Source organism: Hydrogenophaga sp. UC242_50 (assembly GCF_042697355.1).
Taxonomy (GTDB): domain Bacteria; phylum Pseudomonadota; class Gammaproteobacteria; order Burkholderiales; family Burkholderiaceae_C; genus Hydrogenophaga.
In genome coordinates, this window is sequence record NZ_CP170553.1 from 2474148 (window position 1) to 2491091 (window position 16944).

Below are 16944 nucleotides of genomic sequence, written 5' to 3' on the forward strand. Positions count from 1 at the left end.
TTCAAGGGGGAAAGAAAGGAAGGGTTCAGGCCAGGCCCAGCCACTGGTGCCAGACCAGGCCGCCGAGGTAGCGGCTGGGCAGCAGGGTGAAGGCGCCGGCCACCAGGCAGGCGCTCACGTACAGCCACACCATCACGCGGCGGTGGGTGTTCACGTTGCCGCGCAGCAGGGCGCGGAACGCCAGGAAGAGGCTGCCGAAGACGATGGGCACCAGCAGGTGCACCGGCGTGTAGCCCGCGATGTTGGGCAGCTTGAAATCGCGGATGAAGATGGCCGAGATCGCGGTGACCAGCATCAGCGTGACCCAGGCGTAGCCGATGGCGCGGTGCAGGCGCGGGCGCTGGCTGTGGGCCTGGCGCGCGGCGTGCCCGCGCCGTGCCCAGAGCGCCACCGGGCCCAGCAGCACGGCGGCGATGGCGGCGGTCATGTGAACGGCGATGAGGGGCGTGAGTTGCATGGTGGGCTCCATCGGAGGGGATGGAGCGCACTGTGCCGGGGGCGCCGCCCGGGTGCCAGCGGCCTGCGACCGAATCGCCGATGCCTGGGGTGAAACGCCGCCAGCGCGGCGCGAAATGCAGGCGGGGGAACTCAGCTCGCCAGGGGTTTGGCGCTCAGCGTGAAGCTGAAGGTGGCGCCGCGCCCAGGCTCGGCGCTGGCCTGCAGTTCTCCGCCATGGCGCTGCACGATGCGCAGCGCGGTGGCCAGGCCGATGCCCAGGCCGCTGAACTCGTGCGGCATGTGCAGCCGCTGGAAAGGCTGGAACAGCTTGGCCGCGCGCGCCATGTCGAAGCCCGCGCCGTTGTCGAGCACGCTGAAGCGCTGCTGGCCGTGCTCGTAGGCACCCTCCACGCGGATCAGCGCCTCGGGCGTGTTCGCCGTGTATTTCCAGGCGTTGTGCAGCAGGTTCTGCATCAAGGCCTCCACCAGGGCCGGGTCGGCCATCACATGCAGCCCCGGCTCGATCTGCCAGCGCACCCGGCGCTGCGGCTCGGCGCCCGCGAACTCCTCCAGCAGCCGGGTGGCGATGGCGCTGAGGTGCACCGGCTTGCGCTGCAGCTCGCCGCGCGCGAACTGCGACAGCGTGAGCAGGCCATCGATCAGCTCGCCCATCTTCTTGCTCGCGGCCGTGATGCGCTGCAGGTGTGACTGGCTGTCGCTGCCCATGCCGGGGTTGTCTTCGTGCAGCGCCTGCGCGAAGCCGTTGATGATGCGCAGCGGCGAGCGCAGGTCGTGCGCTACCGCGTACGAGTAACTTTCCAGTTCGTCGTAGGCGGCCTTCAGGGCCTCGGTGCGGCGGTGGATGCGCTGCTCCAGCGAGGCGTTGAGCTGCTGGATCTCCAGCTCCGCGCGCTTGCGCTTGGTCACGTCCTGGATCACGCCGAGCGCGCGCACCGCGCGGCCCTGCGCGTCGCGCTCGAACTCGGCCTGCACCAGGAACCAGTGCTCCTCGCCGCCGAACAGCAGCCGGTACTCGATGTGGTAGTCGGCCTTGCCCTGCACCGCGAGCTTCCACAGCTCGAATGCCCTTGGAAAGTCGTCGGGGTGTGTCAGCGCGACCAGGTCCTGGGCGCTGAAGTCCGCCGAAGGCAGGCCCAGGATTTCGTGCGAGCCCGCCAGCGTGACGAAGCGCCCGGTGGTCAGGTCGGCGCGCCAGCTCGCCAGGCCCGCCAGGCCATGGGCCTGGCGCAGCAGGTGCTCGCTGGTGCGAAGCGCGTCCTCGATGGCCTTGCGCGCGCTGATGTCCTGCACCACCGCGATCAGGTAGTCCGGCTCGCCCGAGGCCTTGCGCACCAGCGAAATGGTGACGTGCGCCCAGACCACATGGCCCTGCCGGTGGATGTAGCGCTTCTCGAAGCTGTAGTGGTTGATCTCGCCGGCCAGCGTGCGCTTGAGCTGGCGCATGTCCAGCTCCAGGTCGTCGGGGTGGGTGAAGTCGCGGAAATGCTTGGTCAGCATTTCTTCCTTCGTGTAGCCCACGATGTCGCAATAGGTCTGGTTCAGTCGGATCCAGCGGCCATGGAGGTCGTTGTGCGCCATGCCGGTGGCGCTCTGTTCGAACGTGTCTTCCAGCTGCCGCTTGCTTTGCTGGAGCTGCTCGGTGGCCTCCTGAAAACGCTGGTTGCGGCGCTGCATCAGGGTGATGGCGCCCACCACCACGATCTGCGCCAGCAGGTGCCAGAGGTTGAGCCAGAAGGCCTCCACCGGGTGGTCGATCGCCAGGCTCCAGTACGGCTTGACCATCAGGAAGTTGATCAACACCGTGCCCAGCACCGCGCTGAGCATGCCGGGCAGGAAGCCGCCGTACAGCGCGGCCAGCGCGGTCGCGAGCGAGAGGGTGATGAAGCGCCCGCCCGAATCGGCCGGCGCCAGCGCCATGCGCAGCCAGACGGCCGCGAAGGTGAGCAGCACGGCCACCGCGCAGCGAAGCCAAAGGCTGTGTTCTTCGGGTTGCCAGTTCGCCACGCGCTGCCAGCCTTGCTGCAGCAGGTTCGTGGAGGACGGTGGGGTCGTCATGGGCGCGCGGTCCGAGGGGGTGCCCAGCTTACACCGGCTCGTGTCAGGCGGGGTGCCCCGGAGGCCGGCCGGCGGGGGCCAGAGCGCCCAGCACATCGTCGATGGCGGCGGCCGTCTCCAGCGGCTTTTCCATCGGGAACAGGTGGCTGCCCTCCAGGATGCGAAGCCGCTCGGGGTGCGCCTTGCCCACCAGGCGCAGCGTCATCGCCATGCCCACCTGCTTCATCTCCTGCGAGTCCGTGCCGCCGATGAAGCCCACCGGGCATTGCAGCGGGTGGCGGCGCAGCAGGCGGTCCAGGTTGTGGGGCAGGGTGTTGTAGATCGCGGTCTCCACCTCGCGGTCGAAGGCCAGCACGCGATGCGGCCGGCCTTGCGCGTCGGCCGCGTCGCGCGTGCCGTGGTGGATGTAGTCGCGCAGCACGTGCGGGTCCCATTGGGCAAACGCCTTCTTGCTGCTGAAATGGGCGTGCGCGGTCTGCGCATCGGGCCAGCTGTGGCGCCGGCGCCGGCTCACCTTGCCGGGCGAGACCGAGCCCACCAGCTGCGTGCGCTTGATCAGTTCGAGCGTGCGCGCGCGCCAGCCACCGAGCACCGGCGAGTCGATCAGCACCACGCCGCGCACCGCGTGGCCGCCCAGCCTGGGGTGGCGCGCGGCGCACATGAGGCTGAGGAAACCGCCCAGCGAATGGCCCACCAGCCAGGCGCCCTGGCCGTGGCGTTCCACCTCGGGGGCGGCGAAGTCCGCCAGCTGCTGCACCAGATGGGGCCAGTTGCTGGTCACCGGGTACTGCGGTTCATGGCCGAAGCGGTCCACCGCGCGCACCGTGTGGCCGCGGGCGCGCAGCGACTTGAAGAGCACCCCGTAGGTGCTCGCGGGGAAACTGTTGGCGTGGGAAAAGACGATCAGCGACATGCCTCAGATCAGCTTCTCTCGAGCGTTGGTGATCTTCTTGAGCGGCGCGTTGCGCGGGTTGTCGCTCAGCAGCGGCACGTCGGTGTGCGCGTCGTCCCAGGTCGGGTCCTCGATCTCGTCGAACACCTCGCGCAGCTTCTGGCCCCAGGTCTTGTGCAGCATGCGGAAGTAGGGGTTGTCGTTGTCGATGCAGGTGATCTTGTCGGACTGCAGCATGTTGGCCTCGTACACCGCCAGATCCAGCGGCAGACCCACCGACAGGTTGGACTTCAGCGTGGAGTCCATCGACACCAGCACGCATTTGGCGGCCTCGTCCAGCGGCGTCTCGGGCGCGATCACGCGGTCCAGCACCGGCTTGCCGTACTTCGACTCGCCGATCTGGAAGAACGGGGTCTCCGACGTGGCCTCGATGAAGTTGCCGGCCGAATACACCTGGAACAGGCGCATGCCCTCGCCGCGCACCTGGCCGCCGAAGATCATGGAGGCATTGAAATCCACGCCCGCGCGCTGCAGCGCATCGCCGTCGCGCTCGTACACATGGCGCACCGCCGAGCCCAGCACGCGCGCGGCATCGAACATGCTCTTGGCGTTCCAGATCGTGATGGGCTCACCCCCATCGGGGTCGGTGAGCTGCTCCACCTGCAGGATCTCGCGCACCGACTGCGAAATGCTCAGGTTGCCGGCCGACAGCAGGCACATGAAGCGGTCGCCCGGCTTTTCATAGACGATCATCTTGCGGAAGGTGCTGATCTGGTCCAGGCCCGCGTTGGTGCGCGAGTCGGAGAGGAAGACCATGCCCGCGTTGAGTTTGACGGCGACGCAGTAAGTCATGATAAGGCAGCGAGTTTCTTGAGGGCGTAAAGCTGTTCCAGCGCTTCGCGCGGGCTCAGGGTGTCGGGGTCGATCTGCGCCACGGCCGCCTGCAGCGGGTGCGCTTCAGGCTCCAGTGTGGCAGGTGGGGGCGCGAACAGGTCCACCTGGCTGCGGCTTTCTTCGCTCTGGGCCTCCAGAGCGGCCAGGGCGTGGCGCGCATGCTGCACCACCCCGGCCGGCACGCCGGCCAGGCGCGCCACCTGGATGCCGTAGCTTCGGCTGGCCGGGCCCGGTTCGATCTGGTGCAGGAACACGATGCCGCCACCGCCCTTGCCGCCCGACTCCACCGCGCTCACGTGCACGTTCACCGCCGCGTGGTGGCTGGCGGGGAATTCGGTCAGCTCGAAATAGTGCGTGGCGAACAGCGTGTACGCGCGCGACTTGTCGTGCAGGTGCGTGGCGATGCCGCCGGCCAGCGCCAGACCGTCGAAGGTGGACGTGCCCCGGCCGATCTCGTCCATCAGCACCAGGCTCTCGGGCGTGGCGGCGTTCAGGATCTGCGCGGCCTCGGTCATCTCCACCATGAAGGTCGACTGCGCGTTGGCCAGGTCGTCGGCCGCGCCGATGCGGGTGTGAATGGCGTCGATCGGGCCCAGGCGGCACGAGGTGGCCGGCACGTGGCTGCCCATGCTGGCCAGCAGCACGATCACCGCCACCTGCCGCATGTAGGTGCTCTTGCCGCCCATGTTGGGGCCGGTGATCACCTGCATGCGCTGCTTGGGGCCCATCACGGTGTCGTTCGCGATGAAGCTGCCGCCCGAGCTTTCGTTCAGCCGCGCCTCCACCACCGGGTGGCGGCCGCCGCGGATGTCGATGCAGGGCTCGGGCACGAACTGCGGCGCGCACCAGTTCAGCGTGAGCGCGCGCTCGGTCAGCGCGCACAGCGCGTCCAGCGCGGCCATGGCGCGCGCCAGCTGCGTGAGCGCGGGAATGTAGGCCTGCAGCTCGTCCAGCAGGTGGTCGTACAGCCACTTCTCGCGCGCCAGCGCGCGGTCCTGCGCCGACAAGGCCTTGTCCTCGAAGGCCTTGAGTTCGGGCGTGATGAAACGCTCGGCGTTCTTCAGCGTCTGGCGGCGGCGGTAGTCGTCCGGCACCTTCGAGGCCTGGCCCTGCGTGACCTCGATGTAGAAGCCGTGCACCTTGTTGAACTGCACGCGCAGGTTGGCGATGCCGGTGCGCGCGCGCTCGCGCTGCTCCAGCTCGATCAGGAAGGCGTCGCTGTGGTTCTGGATGCCGCGCAGTTCGTCCAGCTCGGCATCGAAGCCGTCGGCGATCACGCCGCCATCGCGCACCAGCGCGGCCGGCTCGGGCAGCAGCGCGTCGCGCAACAGCTCGGCGCAGCCGTCGGGTGGTGTGAGGTGCGAGGCAATGCCGTGCAGCAGGCCGCCAGCGGCCTGCGGGCCCAGCTGCGCCGCCAGCTGGCGCGCGCGCTCCAGCGTCTGGCCCAGGCCCACCAGCTCGCGCGGCTTGACCTGGCGCAGCGCCGTGCGTGCGGTGATGCGCTCCACGTCGCTCGCGCCCTTGAGCGACTGCCGCAGCGACTGCCACAGGCCACCGCGCAGCGAGTCGATGGCGGCCAGCCGCGCGCGCGCCTCCGCGCGGTCGCGCCGGGGCTCCAGCAGCCAGCTGCGCAGCGCGCGGCTGCCCATGCCGGTGCAGCACACGTCCAGCAGCGAAAACAGCGTGGGGCTGGTTTCGCCGCGCAGCGTCTGCGTCAGTTCCAGGTTGCGCCGCGTGTTCAGCGGCAGGTCGATGCGCTCGCCGCTGCGCGCCACCTGCAGGCTGCTCACGTGCGTGAGCGCGCGGCCCTGCGTGTGTTCGGCGTAGTTCAGCAGCGCGGCGGCGGCCGCGTGCGCGTCCGGCATGTCCTGCGCGTCCCAGGCGGCCAGGCTCGCGGCCTGCAACTGCTCCAGCAGCTTGCGCTGGCCCAGCGCGGCGTCGAACGCCCAGGCCGGGCGCAACACCGCCACCAGCCGCCCGCCATTGCTGCCGCTCTGGCTGGCCAGCGCCTGCACCGACTTTTCGAACGCGGGCGTGGCGTCGGCGCTGTACAGCACCTCGCCGGGCGAGACGCGCGCCACCCAGTCGGCCAGCTCGTCGCTCGCGCACTGCGCCAGGAACACGATGCCTTGCGTGACCGACATCCACGCCAGCCCACAACCCGTGCGCGCACCCGGGTGCACCGCCATCAGCAGCGCTTCGGACTTGTCCGACAGCAACTCGCTGTCCGTCAGCGTGCCCGGTGTCACCACGCGCACCACCTTGCGCTCCACCGGCCCCTTGGCCGTGCGCAACGTCGCCCACCTGCTCGCAGATCGCCACCGACTCGCCCAGCTTGATCAGGCGCGCCAGGTAGGTGTCCACCGAGTGGAAGGGCACGCCGGCCATGATCACCGGCTGGCCGGCCGACTGGCCGCGCTGCGTGAGCGTGATGTCCAGCAGGCGCGCGGCCTTCTCCGCATCCGCGAAGAACAGCTCGTAGAAATCGCCCATGCGGTAGAACAGCAGCGTGTTCGGATGCCCGGCCTTCAGGCCGAGGTACTGCTGCATCATGGGCGTGTGCTGCGACAGGTCCGGCTGGGCGGAAGGGCTGTCGGAAAAATCCTTTTTCATCGATGAGGTCGTGAATTTCTGGCCAGGGGTTCACCGCGCTGTGCCGTGGCACGGGCTGCATCGGTGGCAGCGGGCGAAGGGCGGTGGGAACGGTGAACGGCGCGGGTGGGTCTGTGGAAGGCGGCTTCGATGCCCGAGCTATATCTTATGTCTTACGACAGGGGCGTCGGCGGCACTGCCCGTTTTTTTGGCAACACAGTGCCAAGCCCCGCAGGAACTCGCTGCCGCCAGGTTGCTCCAGCGACATCCACAAACTTATGCACAGAAAGAAGGGACAACTCGGGGTGGGAGCCATCCCCGATGGGCGCCTACAGCGCGTTCGCCGGTTTCACGTTCAGGCCGAAGTGCCTCAAGGCACCGACGGCGAGGGAGTCGATCGAGTCCACCACCGGCAGGTCGAGCGGCCCCCTGCCCAGGGCCGCGAGCGCAACCGGGAGCTCCGTGCAACCCAGGATCACCGCCGCCGCCCCTCGGTCGTGCAGCACCCGCACCGAGTGGGCAAGCGCCGCGCTGGCCTGCGGCAGCCGATTCTGTTTGACCGCCTTGATCGGCCGCACGCAAAGCCGCTGCACGTCGTCTTCGCTGAGCGGCAGCACCGCATAGCCCGCTTGCGCCAGTGCGTCCCGGTACAGGCTCGAATGCACGGTCGCCGGCGTGCCAAGCAGGCCGACGCGCCCGCCAGGGATGCCACTGGCCCGGAGCCTTTCAACGACCGACGAGACGATGTGGATCAAGGGCATCTTCACGCACATCGCCAGCTCGGGGTACCAGTGGTGCGCGGTGTTGCAGGGGATCACGGCGCAGCTGCATCCGCTGGCCTCGAGGAACTGCAGGCCTTTTCGCATCGCCGGCAAAGGGCTTGTTCCACGCCCGAGCACCGCATCGGAGCGGTCCGGGATCTGCGGGTCGTTGACCAGCAACACCGGAAGGTGCTCCTGATCGCTGCCGACATCGGTCAGCAACGCCAGGCGATAGGCGAAGTACGCTCCCGCGGCAGGCCCCATGCCTCCAAGCACACCCAGCATTGATGCAAATCCCCATCGCGTTGTTCGGCGGTCAGGTCGACCGGGCTGCCCCACTCATGGACCCGCTCAATCCATGGTGATCTTTCCCTTCTTGATCACCTCGCTCCAGCGTTGGGTTTCGAACTGCACCAGCGCGGCATAGTCCGCACTCGACCCCGACAGCGGCACGGCCCCCTGGGCTGCCAGGCTTTCGGTGGTGCTCTTCTCCCGGCTGATCTTGTGGATCTCGGCGGAGAGCCTGTCGATGATCGCCTTCGGCGTGGCCGCTGGCGCCAGCACACCCGTCCAGGAATCCACGACCACGTCGGGAACCCCGGCCTCTTCCATGGTGGGCACGTCGGGCACGCTGGCCGATCGCCGTGCGCTCGCCATCGCCAGTGCACGGATCTTTCCGCTCTGGATGTACGGCAGCACGTTCGGCAGGTTGACGAACATCAGGTCGATCTGACCGGACAGCAGGTCCGTGGTCGCCGGGCCGGCGCCCTTGAAAGACACGTGCTCGAACTCGGTGCCCGTCTTGTGCTGGAACAGCTCGCCCACCATCTGGTTGACGCTGCCATTGCCCGCGGAGCCCATGAACAGCTTCTTGCCGCTCGATTTCGAGTAAACGATCAACTCCTTGACGTTCTTCGCGGGCACCTTGGACGAGACCACCAGCACATTGGGCACGGAGGCAAACAGGGCCACCTGGGCGAAGGCCTTGTTCGCGTCGTACGACAGGTTCTTGTAGAGCAGCGGGTGGAACGACTGATGGCTCGATGAGGCGAGCAGCAGCGTGTAGCCATCCGGCGGGGCCTTGGCCAACGATGTCCGCGCCCACCGTGCCGCCCGCGCCCGGCCTGTTGTCCACAATCACCTGTTGGCCCAGGCTTTCCGACAGGCGTTGCGCAAGCACCCGGCCGATCAGATTCACCGTGCCTCCCGGTGCAAAAGGCACGATCAGCCGGATGGGCTTCTCCGGATACGGGGCCGCCGAAGCGCCCGTGGCAAGCAGAACGGCAGAGGCAACCCCGATGAGCATTTTGGAAATGGTGTTCATGGTCAACAGCCTTGAAGGGAGGTGAAGGGGATTCAGCTGGCCGCGATGGCCCCGATGTCGCGTTTCATCTGTTGGCGTGCCGTGCCGAGCCGGCGCCTGATTGCCTGCACGCTGGCCAGCACGCTCTCGAGGTGGCGGCGTTGCCGCTCGACAGCCCGCACCACCTCCGCCGGGGCGGGCCCGCCGTGGCGCCGGGCATTCACGCTCGCGACAGGGTCCAGGTACTGGCTCAGCTTGTCCTCAGGCCACCCGATGGCGGTCCCGACCACATCGACGGCCACGCGGTCCAACATGTCGCTGGTCAGTTCCAGTGCCGACTTGCCCGAGTCCAGGGCGAGCCGCACCAGACCGCCGACCACGTGGTGCGCATCGCGGAAAGACAGGCCTGCTTCGGCCACGAGGCCGTCGGCCAGATCCGTGCGCAACCGAAAAGTCGAACCGCACGTGTTGCAGCATGTGCTCCCGCTTCGGCTCGGCGCTGCTCAGGATCAGCTCGAAGAGCGAGAGGCAGCGCAGGGTCTCTTCCGAACACTCCCAGAAGCTCCGCATGCTTTCCCGGCTGCTGTCGCCCGAGTGCGTGAAGTGCGTGCCCTTCACCGCGATCAGGGACGTCGTGAGCAGCCCGATCACGTGGCTGGTCTTTCCCTTCAGGTATTCGAGCACGGCCGGGTTCTTCTTCTGCGGCATGATGCTCGACGTGCTCGCCACCCGGTCCGGGAAGGTGATCAGCCCGAACTCGGCGGTGGACCACACATAGAAGTCCTGCGCCACACGGCCCCAGGTCTGGGCCAGGACGCGATCGCCGACATGGCCTCCCAGGCGAAATCCCTCGAGGCGACCGCATCCAGCGTGTTCGCCACGACCGAGCTGAAACCGAGTGCCTCGGCCGTGACATCCCGGTCGATGGGGAACCGGGTGCCCGCCAGGGCGCCCGCGCCCAGAGGCAGTGCGTCGATGCGAGGCAGGACGCCCTGCAGGCGATCCATGTCGCGGCCAAGGGCCTCCGCCACCGCGCTCAGGTAGAAACCGAAGGTGATGGGCTGCGCGGGCTGCAGGTGGGTGTAGCCCGGCATCACCACTTCCTTGAACGCCTCGGCCCGTTCCAGAGCGACCTGCCGCACGCGGCCCATCGCTTCGATCGTGTCGAGCACCACCGTTCTCGCCCGGATGCGGTCGATCGTGGCGGCGATGTCATTGCGGCTGCGCGCCATGTGCAAGCGGCCCCCCACATCGCGCCCCGTGAGCGCCATCAGCCGGGCTTCGTAGTTGAAGTACGGGTCTTCCTTGGCGGGGTCGAGCTCCACCGCGGCCGGCCCCTCCGTCTCCATCCGCAGCAGACCGTTCGCCAGCTTTCTGGCGATGTCCGGTGAGACCAGGCCCGTCTTGTGCAGCATCAGCAGATGCGCCTGGTTCACGTCGGTGAGGTAGGTGAACTGTTTCGTGAAGTCACGCGCGAGGCGTGGCCCGTAGATGTGCTCGCAAATCTCTTGCGCTAGGGGCTGCGTGAGCCGCCGACTGACTTTCGATTCCATCGTCAAATCCTTTCGAGATGGACGAAGTATCGGAACCGCCATGCATGCCGTCAAATGACAGTTTCTGGTACGACCATACGCTTTTGATATGGCCTGTCGGGCGTACCATCGCGCCATGAACTTCAAACAGATCGAGACATTCCGTGCCGTCATGCTGACCGGATCGATGACCGCGGCCGCGCAGCAACTTCACACCTCGCAGCCCAACGTGAGCCGCGTGATCGGCAAGCTGGAGAACGAAGTCGGCTTCGAGTTGTTCGACCGCCTCTCCGGGCGCGTGGTCGCCACCAAGGGCGGCGAGGCCCTGTTCCGGGAGGTCGCGCGAGCGTTCGTGGGGTTGGACAGCCTCGCCGAATCGGCGCTGTCGATCCGCGAGGCGGGCGTGGGCACGCTTCGTGTCGCGGCGGCGGCCTCGATCTCCATCAGCGTCGTTCCGTTGGCCATCCGGATGTTCAGTGAACGCTACCCCGCCGTTCGCATCGTCGTCGACACCAGCGAGTCCGCCGTGATCGCCAACTGGACCGCCATCCAGCACTGCGACATGGGGTTCGTCTCCAACGTCTCCGACAAACCTGGCGTGGTGGCGTCCGTGCTGCACACCGAGAACGCGGTGTGCGTCATGCCTTCGGACCACCGGCTGGCGAAGAAGCAGCGCCTGTCGCCGCAGGACCTGAACGGGGAGCGCTTCATTTCCCTGCCCAATGGAGGCTCTTCGCGCCACGCCATCGATGCCGCTTTTCCCAAGGATGGCCGCATCCTCGCGCTGGAGACACCGTTCGCCGCCACCATCTGCAGAATGGTCAGCGAAGGCCTGGGCGTGAGCCTGGTCAACCCGATCCTGACCCGGACCATGAAGCTCCCAGGGATCGTCACCGTCCCCTTCAAACCCAACATCCCGTTCACCAGCTACCTGCTCAGGTCGCAGCTCGCACCGCGCGACACCCATGCGACCTTCTTCATCGCCTGCATGCGGGCGGCGTTCAAATCGCTTTGACGCGCGCGCCGCGCATGGCGCGGTTGGCGCTGCCTGCTCATTTCCTGGGCAACACAGCGGCAGGCCCCGCAGGCACTCGCTGCGGCAAGGTTGCTCCAGCGACATCCACAAAGTTATGCACAGAAAGACGGGACAAGTCGGGCACTGCCGTCTTTCGACAGGCGCCGACGGTATTACGCGGCCACCACGCTCGCGTGCGCGGCGACGATTCGCCAGTGCGCGCCCAGCAGTGCCCAAACGCGGGTGTATCTGAACCTGCCTTCAAAAGAATCGTTGCCATAGCGTCCAGCCAGCTGCACTCGCACCGCGACAACGGCCACATTGCCGAGCAGCCGGACGCTGCGGTCCGACGCATCGAGCGAGTCCAGCTTCAACAAGCCCGACCTGTGAACGTCAAGGTCTTCCTGCTTCGTCACAAGCATGCCTTGGTGGTTCGTGAACAGCAGATCGTCCGCCAGCAGTTCGTCCAGAACCGGGACATCGGAGGTGCGCATGGCGCGCGCCAGCCGTTCTTCGAGTTCAACAATGGCGTCGAGGTTTGCATCATTCATGACCGCATATTAATAGGGCCTTGCCACACCATGAGTTCGAGGGGTGCAATCCCTCAGGATTGCACCCCTCTGGTCAAGCTGCAGCCAACTCGGCCACAGCGGGCGGCGCCACCTGGTAGCCATCGAACTGCATCGTGTACTGCGCACGGCCTGATGAAAGCGCGCGCAGCCCACTGATGTAGCCGAACATCTCCTTCAGCGGCACCAGCGCGTCGACCACCGTGGCCGTGCCGCGCACCTCATGCCCTCGCACCTGGCCACGGCGGCGGTGCAGATCGCCGATCACGTCGCCCAGGTATTCGGTGGGCGTGATCACCTCCACGGCCATCACCGGCTCCAGCAGGTGCGGCCTGGCCTTGGCGAAAGCATCGCGCAGCGCATGGCTTGCAGCCAGCTCGAAGACCATGGCCGAGGAGTCGCGCTCGTGGAAAGCACCATCGAGCAGCACGGCGCGGAAGTCCACGGCCGGGTAGCCCGAAGCCGGACCGGCTTCGGCCGCGCGCCGGATACCCGCTTCCACCGCGGGAATGAACTCGCGGGGAATGGCGCCGCCGACGATGCGGCTTTCGAACTGCACGCCCGCACCTCGCTCCATAGGCTCCAGAGGCTCCAGGCGCAGCGTGAGCTGCGCGAACTGGCCCGGGCCGCCGGTCTGCTTCTTGTGCACGTGCGTCAGCTCCGCGACCGTGGCAATGGTCTCGCGGTAGGCCACCTGAGGACGGCCCACCACCACGCCCACGCCATAACGGTCGCGCAGCTTGTGCACGGCGACCTCCAGCTGAAGCTCGCCCATGCCCGACAGAATGGTCTGCCCCGATTCCTCGTCCTGGCGCACGCGCAGGCTCGGGTCCTCGCGCAGCATGCTCTGCAGCGCCTTGGACAGGCCTTGCTGGTCGGCCTTGGTGCGCGGCTCCAGCGCCATGTGGATCACCGGCTCCGGCACGGCAATGGACTCCAGCTGCACCGGGTGCCTGGGATCGCTCAGGGTCTGGCCCGTGAGGGTGTCCTTGAAGCCGACCACCGCGGCGATCTCGCCCGCCACGAGTTCATCGCGTTCGATGCGCTTGTCGGCATGCACCTCGTAGAGGCGGGCCGCGCGTTCCATGCGCCCGGTGCTGGTGTTGAGCACCGAGTCGCCACGCCGCAACCGGCCCGCATACAGGCGCACGAAGACCATGCTGCCGTGCTCGTCGGTCACCACCTTGAATGCCAGGGCGGCCAGCGGCGCGCTGTCGAGGCCCGTGGCCGTGCCTTCGCGCTCGCCAGGCGCGGGCAGCCAGTCGACCACCGCATCCAGCAGCGGCTCGACACCGCGATTGCGGAAGGCCGAACCCGCCAGCACCGGCACAAAGGCACGCTTGCGCACGCCCGCACGGATGCAGCGTTGCAGCAGTTCCACCGAGGGCTCTTCGCCCCGCAGCCAGGCCTCCAGGGCCTCATCGTCTTGCTCGACCACGGCTTCCAGCAGGCGCGCGCGGGCCGCCTGGGCTTCGGCCAGGAGGTCAGAGGGAATGGCGGCTTCCTGCACCGGCTGCGATGCATCGTCGCGCTCCCACAGCAGGGCACGCATGCGCACCAGGTCCACGACGCCGCGGAACTCGCCCTCGGCGCCGATGGGCAGGTGCACCGGGACGGCCTGCACGCCCAGGCGTTCGCGCATCGACGCGATCACGCGTTCGAAGTTCGCGCCCGTGCGGTCGAGCTTGTTGACGAAGGCGATGCGCGGCACCTCGTGCCGGTCCGCCAGGCGCCAGTTGGTTTCGGTCTGCGGCTCCACGCCAGCCACACCGTCGAGCACCACCACGGCGCCGTCGAGCACGCGCAACGCGCGGCCCACCTCGATGTTGAAGTCGATGTGGCCGGGTGTGTCGATCAGGTTGATCTGCACCCCGCGCCAATGCACGGTGGTGGCGGCGCTGTTGATGGTGATGCCGCGTCGGCGCTCCTCGGGGTCGAAGTCCATGTGGGCAGCGCCGTCGTGCACTTCGCCCATGCGGTGGCTCTCGCCCGTGTAGTAGAGGATGCGTTCGCTGGTCGTGGTCTTGCCCGCGTCCACATGGGCAATGATGCCGATGTTGCGGATGCCGTTGTTGTTGTTGATGCGGTTCATGGTGAATCTTTCCGGACCCCTCGAGGGTCCACATGTCAGGACGATCAAGCCGCCCCGGCATGGATTCACCAGGGCTGGCTCAGGAGGGAATGGGTCGGCCGGACCACGGGCGCACGCGCACGTATCCCACGTTCCGGCGGGCGGAAATCGTGGCGATCAGCTTGTCGTAAGTGCGCGTGAACATGTTGGAACCTGAAAAAACAAAAACCCCGGAAGACCATGCCTGCCGGGGTTGTGGGGCCGGAAGGTCATCTCCTTCCGATTGCCATCGAAAGGACGCAGCTAGGCAGCGAACGTGGGTTGGACGACGTTGAAATTGAACATGCCGCAATTTTCCTGGAATTGGAGTGCCCTGAGTGTCAGTAGGGCTGGAACTGGGCAAGATGAACATTCCGCTCGATGTGCGACGCAATCTCGTCTGGCGCTGCAACGACGGACCGACGAGGTGAAGAACGGATGTCACTGGCTGATGACCGTCAACGCCGATGATCCGTGTTGGCACGGTAACTGAGCCAGCCGGCCGTCATCGGCCCGCCGTCGCCCCGGTCTTTGGGATGGTTTCGGCCTTCCAACACAGGCACTTCATCAAAGTCAAACGGGCTCAGGCCAGCAATGCATGCCACGTTTACACCGTATTGGCTGGGGACGGAACGCCTGGAGTGAAAGGTATAGACGCCGCACACCGAGCAAAAGTAGTGCTTCGCCTGTCCAGTATTGAACTGGTAGAGCGTCAGCTTGTCCGCGCCCTGCACGACATGGATATCGTCCAGGTTGGCTGAGACGGCCACTGCGCCACGCATGCTGCAGTACGAGCAGTTGCACCGCCGCACGCTGCGCAGCCCATCAGTCAGAACCAAACGAAAGCGCACGGCACCACAATGGCAGGCCGCCTCGAGTTCGCGGCGTTCGTCAAAGTCAGAGGGAGTCAAAACTGCATTCCTTTCTTGGCCGATGGACGCCCATCGCAGCCAAAACTCGAATCAAGCCAGCGGCAGCACATGCCCCGTGCCCAACAAAGTGCGGCCCGACAGCAGCGCGAACTTGGTGCCATTCTTGAGCTGGGCCAGCGCCAGCTCCGGGCGCAGGAACTGCACCTCCAGCGTGCAAGGCATCTCGGGCACCGGCTCCCCATCGGTGGGCACCGCCAGGCGCGTGGTAAACCCCTCGGAGCCCACCACCAGCGCGCCATCGAAGTAGCCCGCACGGATCGGCCGGCTCAGCACCGGCGTGTCGGCTGCGAGCAAGGTGAGCTCGATCCGCGCATCTGGCTTGAACACTGTGCCCGCCGCGAAACCCTGCGGCAGGTGCTTCGGCGCCTTCGCACGCTGGATCAGCCAGCCGATGATGTTGCCGATGATCGGCAGCCACAACACCATCAGCACCGAGCCCAGATCGCGCGCCAGCGAAGGCTGTGGCGCGAGCCAGCGCACCAGGCCGCCGATGAGCGCGAGCACCAGCATCATCACCGTGATGATCTGACGGCGCTTGGAAATGGAGGAGGAGGAAGAAGAGGGAGAAGATCGTTGGGTCATGGTTGTGCAGGATACGGCTTGCCCAGCTTCCAGCGCGATTGCCAGTGCGCCATGTACTGGCTCGACACCTCGGGCATGCCGCGAATCACCACCACGTTCTCGGAATTCATCGTCTCGGCCGACGGCGCGAAATTGAACGAACCCGTCTGCACCGTGTGGCCGTCCACGATGATGGTCTTGTCATGGTGGATGTGGAAATGGTCGTTTGTCCGCAGCTCCACGCCGTGGCGGGTCACGAAGTCCATCGCCTTCCTGCTCGTCTTGCCCCGGTTGCGCTTCTTGTCCACCACCACGCGCACCTCCACGCCCCGGTTCTTCGCGTCCACCAGCGCCTGCATGATGTCTGGCGCCTGGAGCGCATAGGCCAGGATGTGAATGCTCTGCTGCGCGCTGGCGATCGTCTCCAGCACCAGCTGGCGCGCCGAGCCCTCCGGCGAGAAGCCCACCTGCACGCTCGGCGCCGCATGCGAAAGCAAGGAAGCGCCCAGCAGCCACGCCGCCAGCGCGATGGATCGCAGAAAAGTCGTCATGCCCATGCCCCCAAGCTGCGCCGGCACGAGGCGCGCGCCCGATGTGGGCCGCTGCGCAGGGCTGGCAGCCCACATCGTAGCCACAGGGGCTTGGCTTGGCCCCGTTCGGCCCGTTCAGTCCCAGCGAAGGGAGAACGTCGCGTTGTCGAACTCGCCGCAGTCGGCAGCGGCGTCGAGCAGGCGGGCCGCGAGTTCGCGCGCCTGCTCGGCGCTGAGGGTCCATTCCGTTTCCAGCGGCGCCTTGCAGGCCTGCAGCACCACGTCATAAGGGGCATCTTTCACCTTCGTGCGACGCGTGGACACCTTCAGCTCCGCCGACGTGCTGTGGTGAAGCGAAAACCACATGCGCTGCGTCGACACCGGTTTCGGGAAGAAGGGCATGTGCTCCGGATCGGGCGTGCATGTGGGCACTGCTGCTGAAGCTGCTGCCTGAGGGGATGGTTTGCGGCCAAAGAGTTTCATGAGGTCACCTTTTCATCGTCGTTCAAGCCCAACTCGCGCAGCACCGCGAGGCGGCACACGCTGGCCATGGAGCGGTGTTCGAGCCTGGCCCGCTCCTTCACATGCTCCAGCTCTGCGGGCGTGAGCCGCAGCGCGATGGGACGCGAACTGTTGACCCCGTTGGGGACGCGTTTGCGAGACGAAGAGACAGCGAATGTGGACATGGTCGAAGTTGCTCCTTTCCCTGGGCTAGCATTGAGTAACGGAAAAATACACA

General features: G+C 66.9%; 13 protein-coding genes and 3 pseudogenes. 1 reads left to right on the forward strand and 15 read right to left on the reverse strand.

Annotation, left to right across the window (positions count from 1 at the left end):
* Nucleotides 1–25: 25 nt before the first annotated feature.
* The 8 genes and pseudogenes from ACFJGX_RS12720 to argH all read right to left on the reverse strand — a co-directional run bounded on the left by ACFJGX_RS12720 (nt 26) and on the right by argH (nt 10509).
* Nucleotides 26–457: a DUF2306 domain-containing protein gene (locus ACFJGX_RS12720; protein ID WP_382320915.1), complete on the reverse strand. Its 432-nt coding sequence runs from the start codon at nt 455–457 to the stop codon at nt 26–28.
* Nucleotides 458–588: 131 nt separating this feature from the next.
* The gene (locus ACFJGX_RS12725; protein ID WP_382320913.1) at nt 589–2514 is read right to left on the reverse strand and encodes a PAS domain S-box protein; all 1926 of its coding nucleotides are present in this window, start codon (nt 2512–2514) and stop codon (nt 589–591) included.
* A 43-nt stretch (nt 2515–2557) separates the two neighbouring features.
* Nucleotides 2558–3427, reverse strand: a complete 870-nt coding sequence (locus ACFJGX_RS12730) for an alpha/beta fold hydrolase (RefSeq protein WP_382320912.1) — start codon at nt 3425–3427, stop codon at nt 2558–2560.
* Between the two features lie 3 nt (nt 3428–3430).
* Nucleotides 3431–4258 (reverse strand): peptidase, encoded by an 828-nt coding sequence (locus ACFJGX_RS12735; RefSeq protein ID WP_382156352.1) that lies wholly within the window; start codon nt 4256–4258, stop codon nt 3431–3433.
* A pseudogene (mutS, locus tag ACFJGX_RS12740) lies at nt 4255–6913 on the reverse strand (DNA mismatch repair protein MutS). Before mutS ends, ACFJGX_RS12735 begins: the two are co-directional and overlap by 4 nt.
* A gap of 308 nt (nt 6914–7221) precedes the next feature.
* Nucleotides 7222–7938, reverse strand: a complete 717-nt coding sequence (locus ACFJGX_RS12745; RefSeq protein ID WP_382328506.1) for an aspartate/glutamate racemase family protein — start codon at nt 7936–7938, stop codon at nt 7222–7224.
* Between the two features lie 66 nt (nt 7939–8004).
* Nucleotides 8005–8977, reverse strand: a pseudogene (locus ACFJGX_RS12750) (Bug family tripartite tricarboxylate transporter substrate binding protein).
* Between the two features lie 32 nt (nt 8978–9009).
* Nucleotides 9010–10509 (reverse strand): annotated as a pseudogene (gene argH / locus ACFJGX_RS12755) (argininosuccinate lyase).
* A 115-nt stretch (nt 10510–10624) separates the two neighbouring features.
* Between argH and ACFJGX_RS12760 the strand changes: the two are divergent.
* Nucleotides 10625–11503 (forward strand): LysR substrate-binding domain-containing protein, encoded by an 879-nt coding sequence (locus ACFJGX_RS12760; RefSeq protein ID WP_382320903.1) that lies wholly within the window; start codon nt 10625–10627, stop codon nt 11501–11503.
* Between the two features lie 173 nt (nt 11504–11676).
* Here the strand turns inward: ACFJGX_RS12760 and ACFJGX_RS12765 are convergent, their stop codons facing one another.
* The 7 genes from ACFJGX_RS12765 to ACFJGX_RS12795 form a co-directional block, all read right to left on the reverse strand.
* Nucleotides 11677–12054 carry a nuclear transport factor 2 family protein gene (locus ACFJGX_RS12765; protein ID WP_382320900.1) on the reverse strand — a complete coding sequence of 126 codons (378 nt, stop codon included), beginning with the start codon at nt 12052–12054 and terminating at the stop codon, nt 11677–11679.
* Between the two features lie 73 nt (nt 12055–12127).
* A complete protein-coding gene (fusA, locus tag ACFJGX_RS12770) occupies nt 12128–14164 on the reverse strand; it encodes an elongation factor G (RefSeq protein ID WP_382320898.1) in 2037 nt (678 codons plus the stop codon).
* A 476-nt stretch (nt 14165–14640) separates the two neighbouring features.
* Nucleotides 14641–15093, reverse strand: a complete 453-nt coding sequence (locus ACFJGX_RS12775; protein WP_382320896.1) for a GFA family protein — start codon at nt 15091–15093, stop codon at nt 14641–14643.
* Nucleotides 15094–15144: 51 nt separating this feature from the next.
* Entirely contained in the window at nt 15145–15696 is a 552-nt protein-coding gene (locus tag ACFJGX_RS12780) for a hypothetical protein (protein WP_382320894.1), read from the reverse strand.
* Complete coding sequence (locus tag ACFJGX_RS12785; protein ID WP_382320892.1) at nt 15693–16226, reverse strand: phospholipase D family protein; 534 nt, start codon at nt 16224–16226, stop codon at nt 15693–15695. The genes ACFJGX_RS12780 and ACFJGX_RS12785 overlap by 4 nt, the downstream gene beginning before the upstream one ends.
* Nucleotides 16227–16340: 114 nt before the next feature.
* The gene (locus ACFJGX_RS12790) at nt 16341–16688 is read right to left on the reverse strand and encodes a hypothetical protein (RefSeq protein ID WP_382320890.1); all 348 of its coding nucleotides are present in this window, start codon (nt 16686–16688) and stop codon (nt 16341–16343) included.
* Nucleotides 16685–16891: a hypothetical protein gene (locus ACFJGX_RS12795; protein ID WP_382320887.1), complete on the reverse strand. Its 207-nt coding sequence runs from the start codon at nt 16889–16891 to the stop codon at nt 16685–16687. Before ACFJGX_RS12795 ends, ACFJGX_RS12790 begins: the two co-directional genes overlap by 4 nt.
* Nucleotides 16892–16944: the final 53 nt, after the last annotated feature.

What these genes read in the sequence shown, in the direction of transcription:
- ACFJGX_RS12720 (WP_382320915.1), bottom strand. Translation starts at nt 457, where the DNA reads ATGCAACTCACGCCCCTCATCGCCGTTCACATGACCGCCGCCATCGCC.
- ACFJGX_RS12725 (WP_382320913.1), bottom strand. Translation starts at nt 2,514, where the DNA reads ATGACGACCCCACCGTCCTCCACGAACCTGCTGCAGCAAGGCTGGCAG.
- ACFJGX_RS12730 (WP_382320912.1), bottom strand. Translation starts at nt 3,427, where the DNA reads ATGTCGCTGATCGTCTTTTCCCACGCCAACAGTTTCCCCGCGAGCACC.
- ACFJGX_RS12735 (WP_382156352.1), bottom strand. Translation starts at nt 4,258, where the DNA reads ATGACTTACTGCGTCGCCGTCAAACTCAACGCGGGCATGGTCTTCCTC.
- ACFJGX_RS12745 (WP_382328506.1), bottom strand. Translation starts at nt 7,938, where the DNA reads ATGCTGGGTGTGCTTGGAGGCATGGGGCCTGCCGCGGGAGCGTACTTC.
- ACFJGX_RS12760 (WP_382320903.1), top strand. Translation starts at nt 10,625, where the DNA reads ATGAACTTCAAACAGATCGAGACATTCCGTGCCGTCATGCTGACCGGA.
- ACFJGX_RS12765 (WP_382320900.1), bottom strand. Translation starts at nt 12,054, where the DNA reads ATGAATGATGCAAACCTCGACGCCATTGTTGAACTCGAAGAACGGCTG.
- fusA (WP_382320898.1), bottom strand. Translation starts at nt 14,164, where the DNA reads ATGAACCGCATCAACAACAACAACGGCATCCGCAACATCGGCATCATT.
- ACFJGX_RS12780 (WP_382320894.1), bottom strand. Translation starts at nt 15,696, where the DNA reads ATGACCCAACGATCTTCTCCCTCTTCTTCCTCCTCCTCCATTTCCAAG.
- ACFJGX_RS12785 (WP_382320892.1), bottom strand. Translation starts at nt 16,226, where the DNA reads ATGACGACTTTTCTGCGATCCATCGCGCTGGCGGCGTGGCTGCTGGGC.
- ACFJGX_RS12790 (WP_382320890.1), bottom strand. Translation starts at nt 16,688, where the DNA reads ATGAAACTCTTTGGCCGCAAACCATCCCCTCAGGCAGCAGCTTCAGCA.
- ACFJGX_RS12795 (WP_382320887.1), bottom strand. Translation starts at nt 16,891, where the DNA reads ATGTCCACATTCGCTGTCTCTTCGTCTCGCAAACGCGTCCCCAACGGG.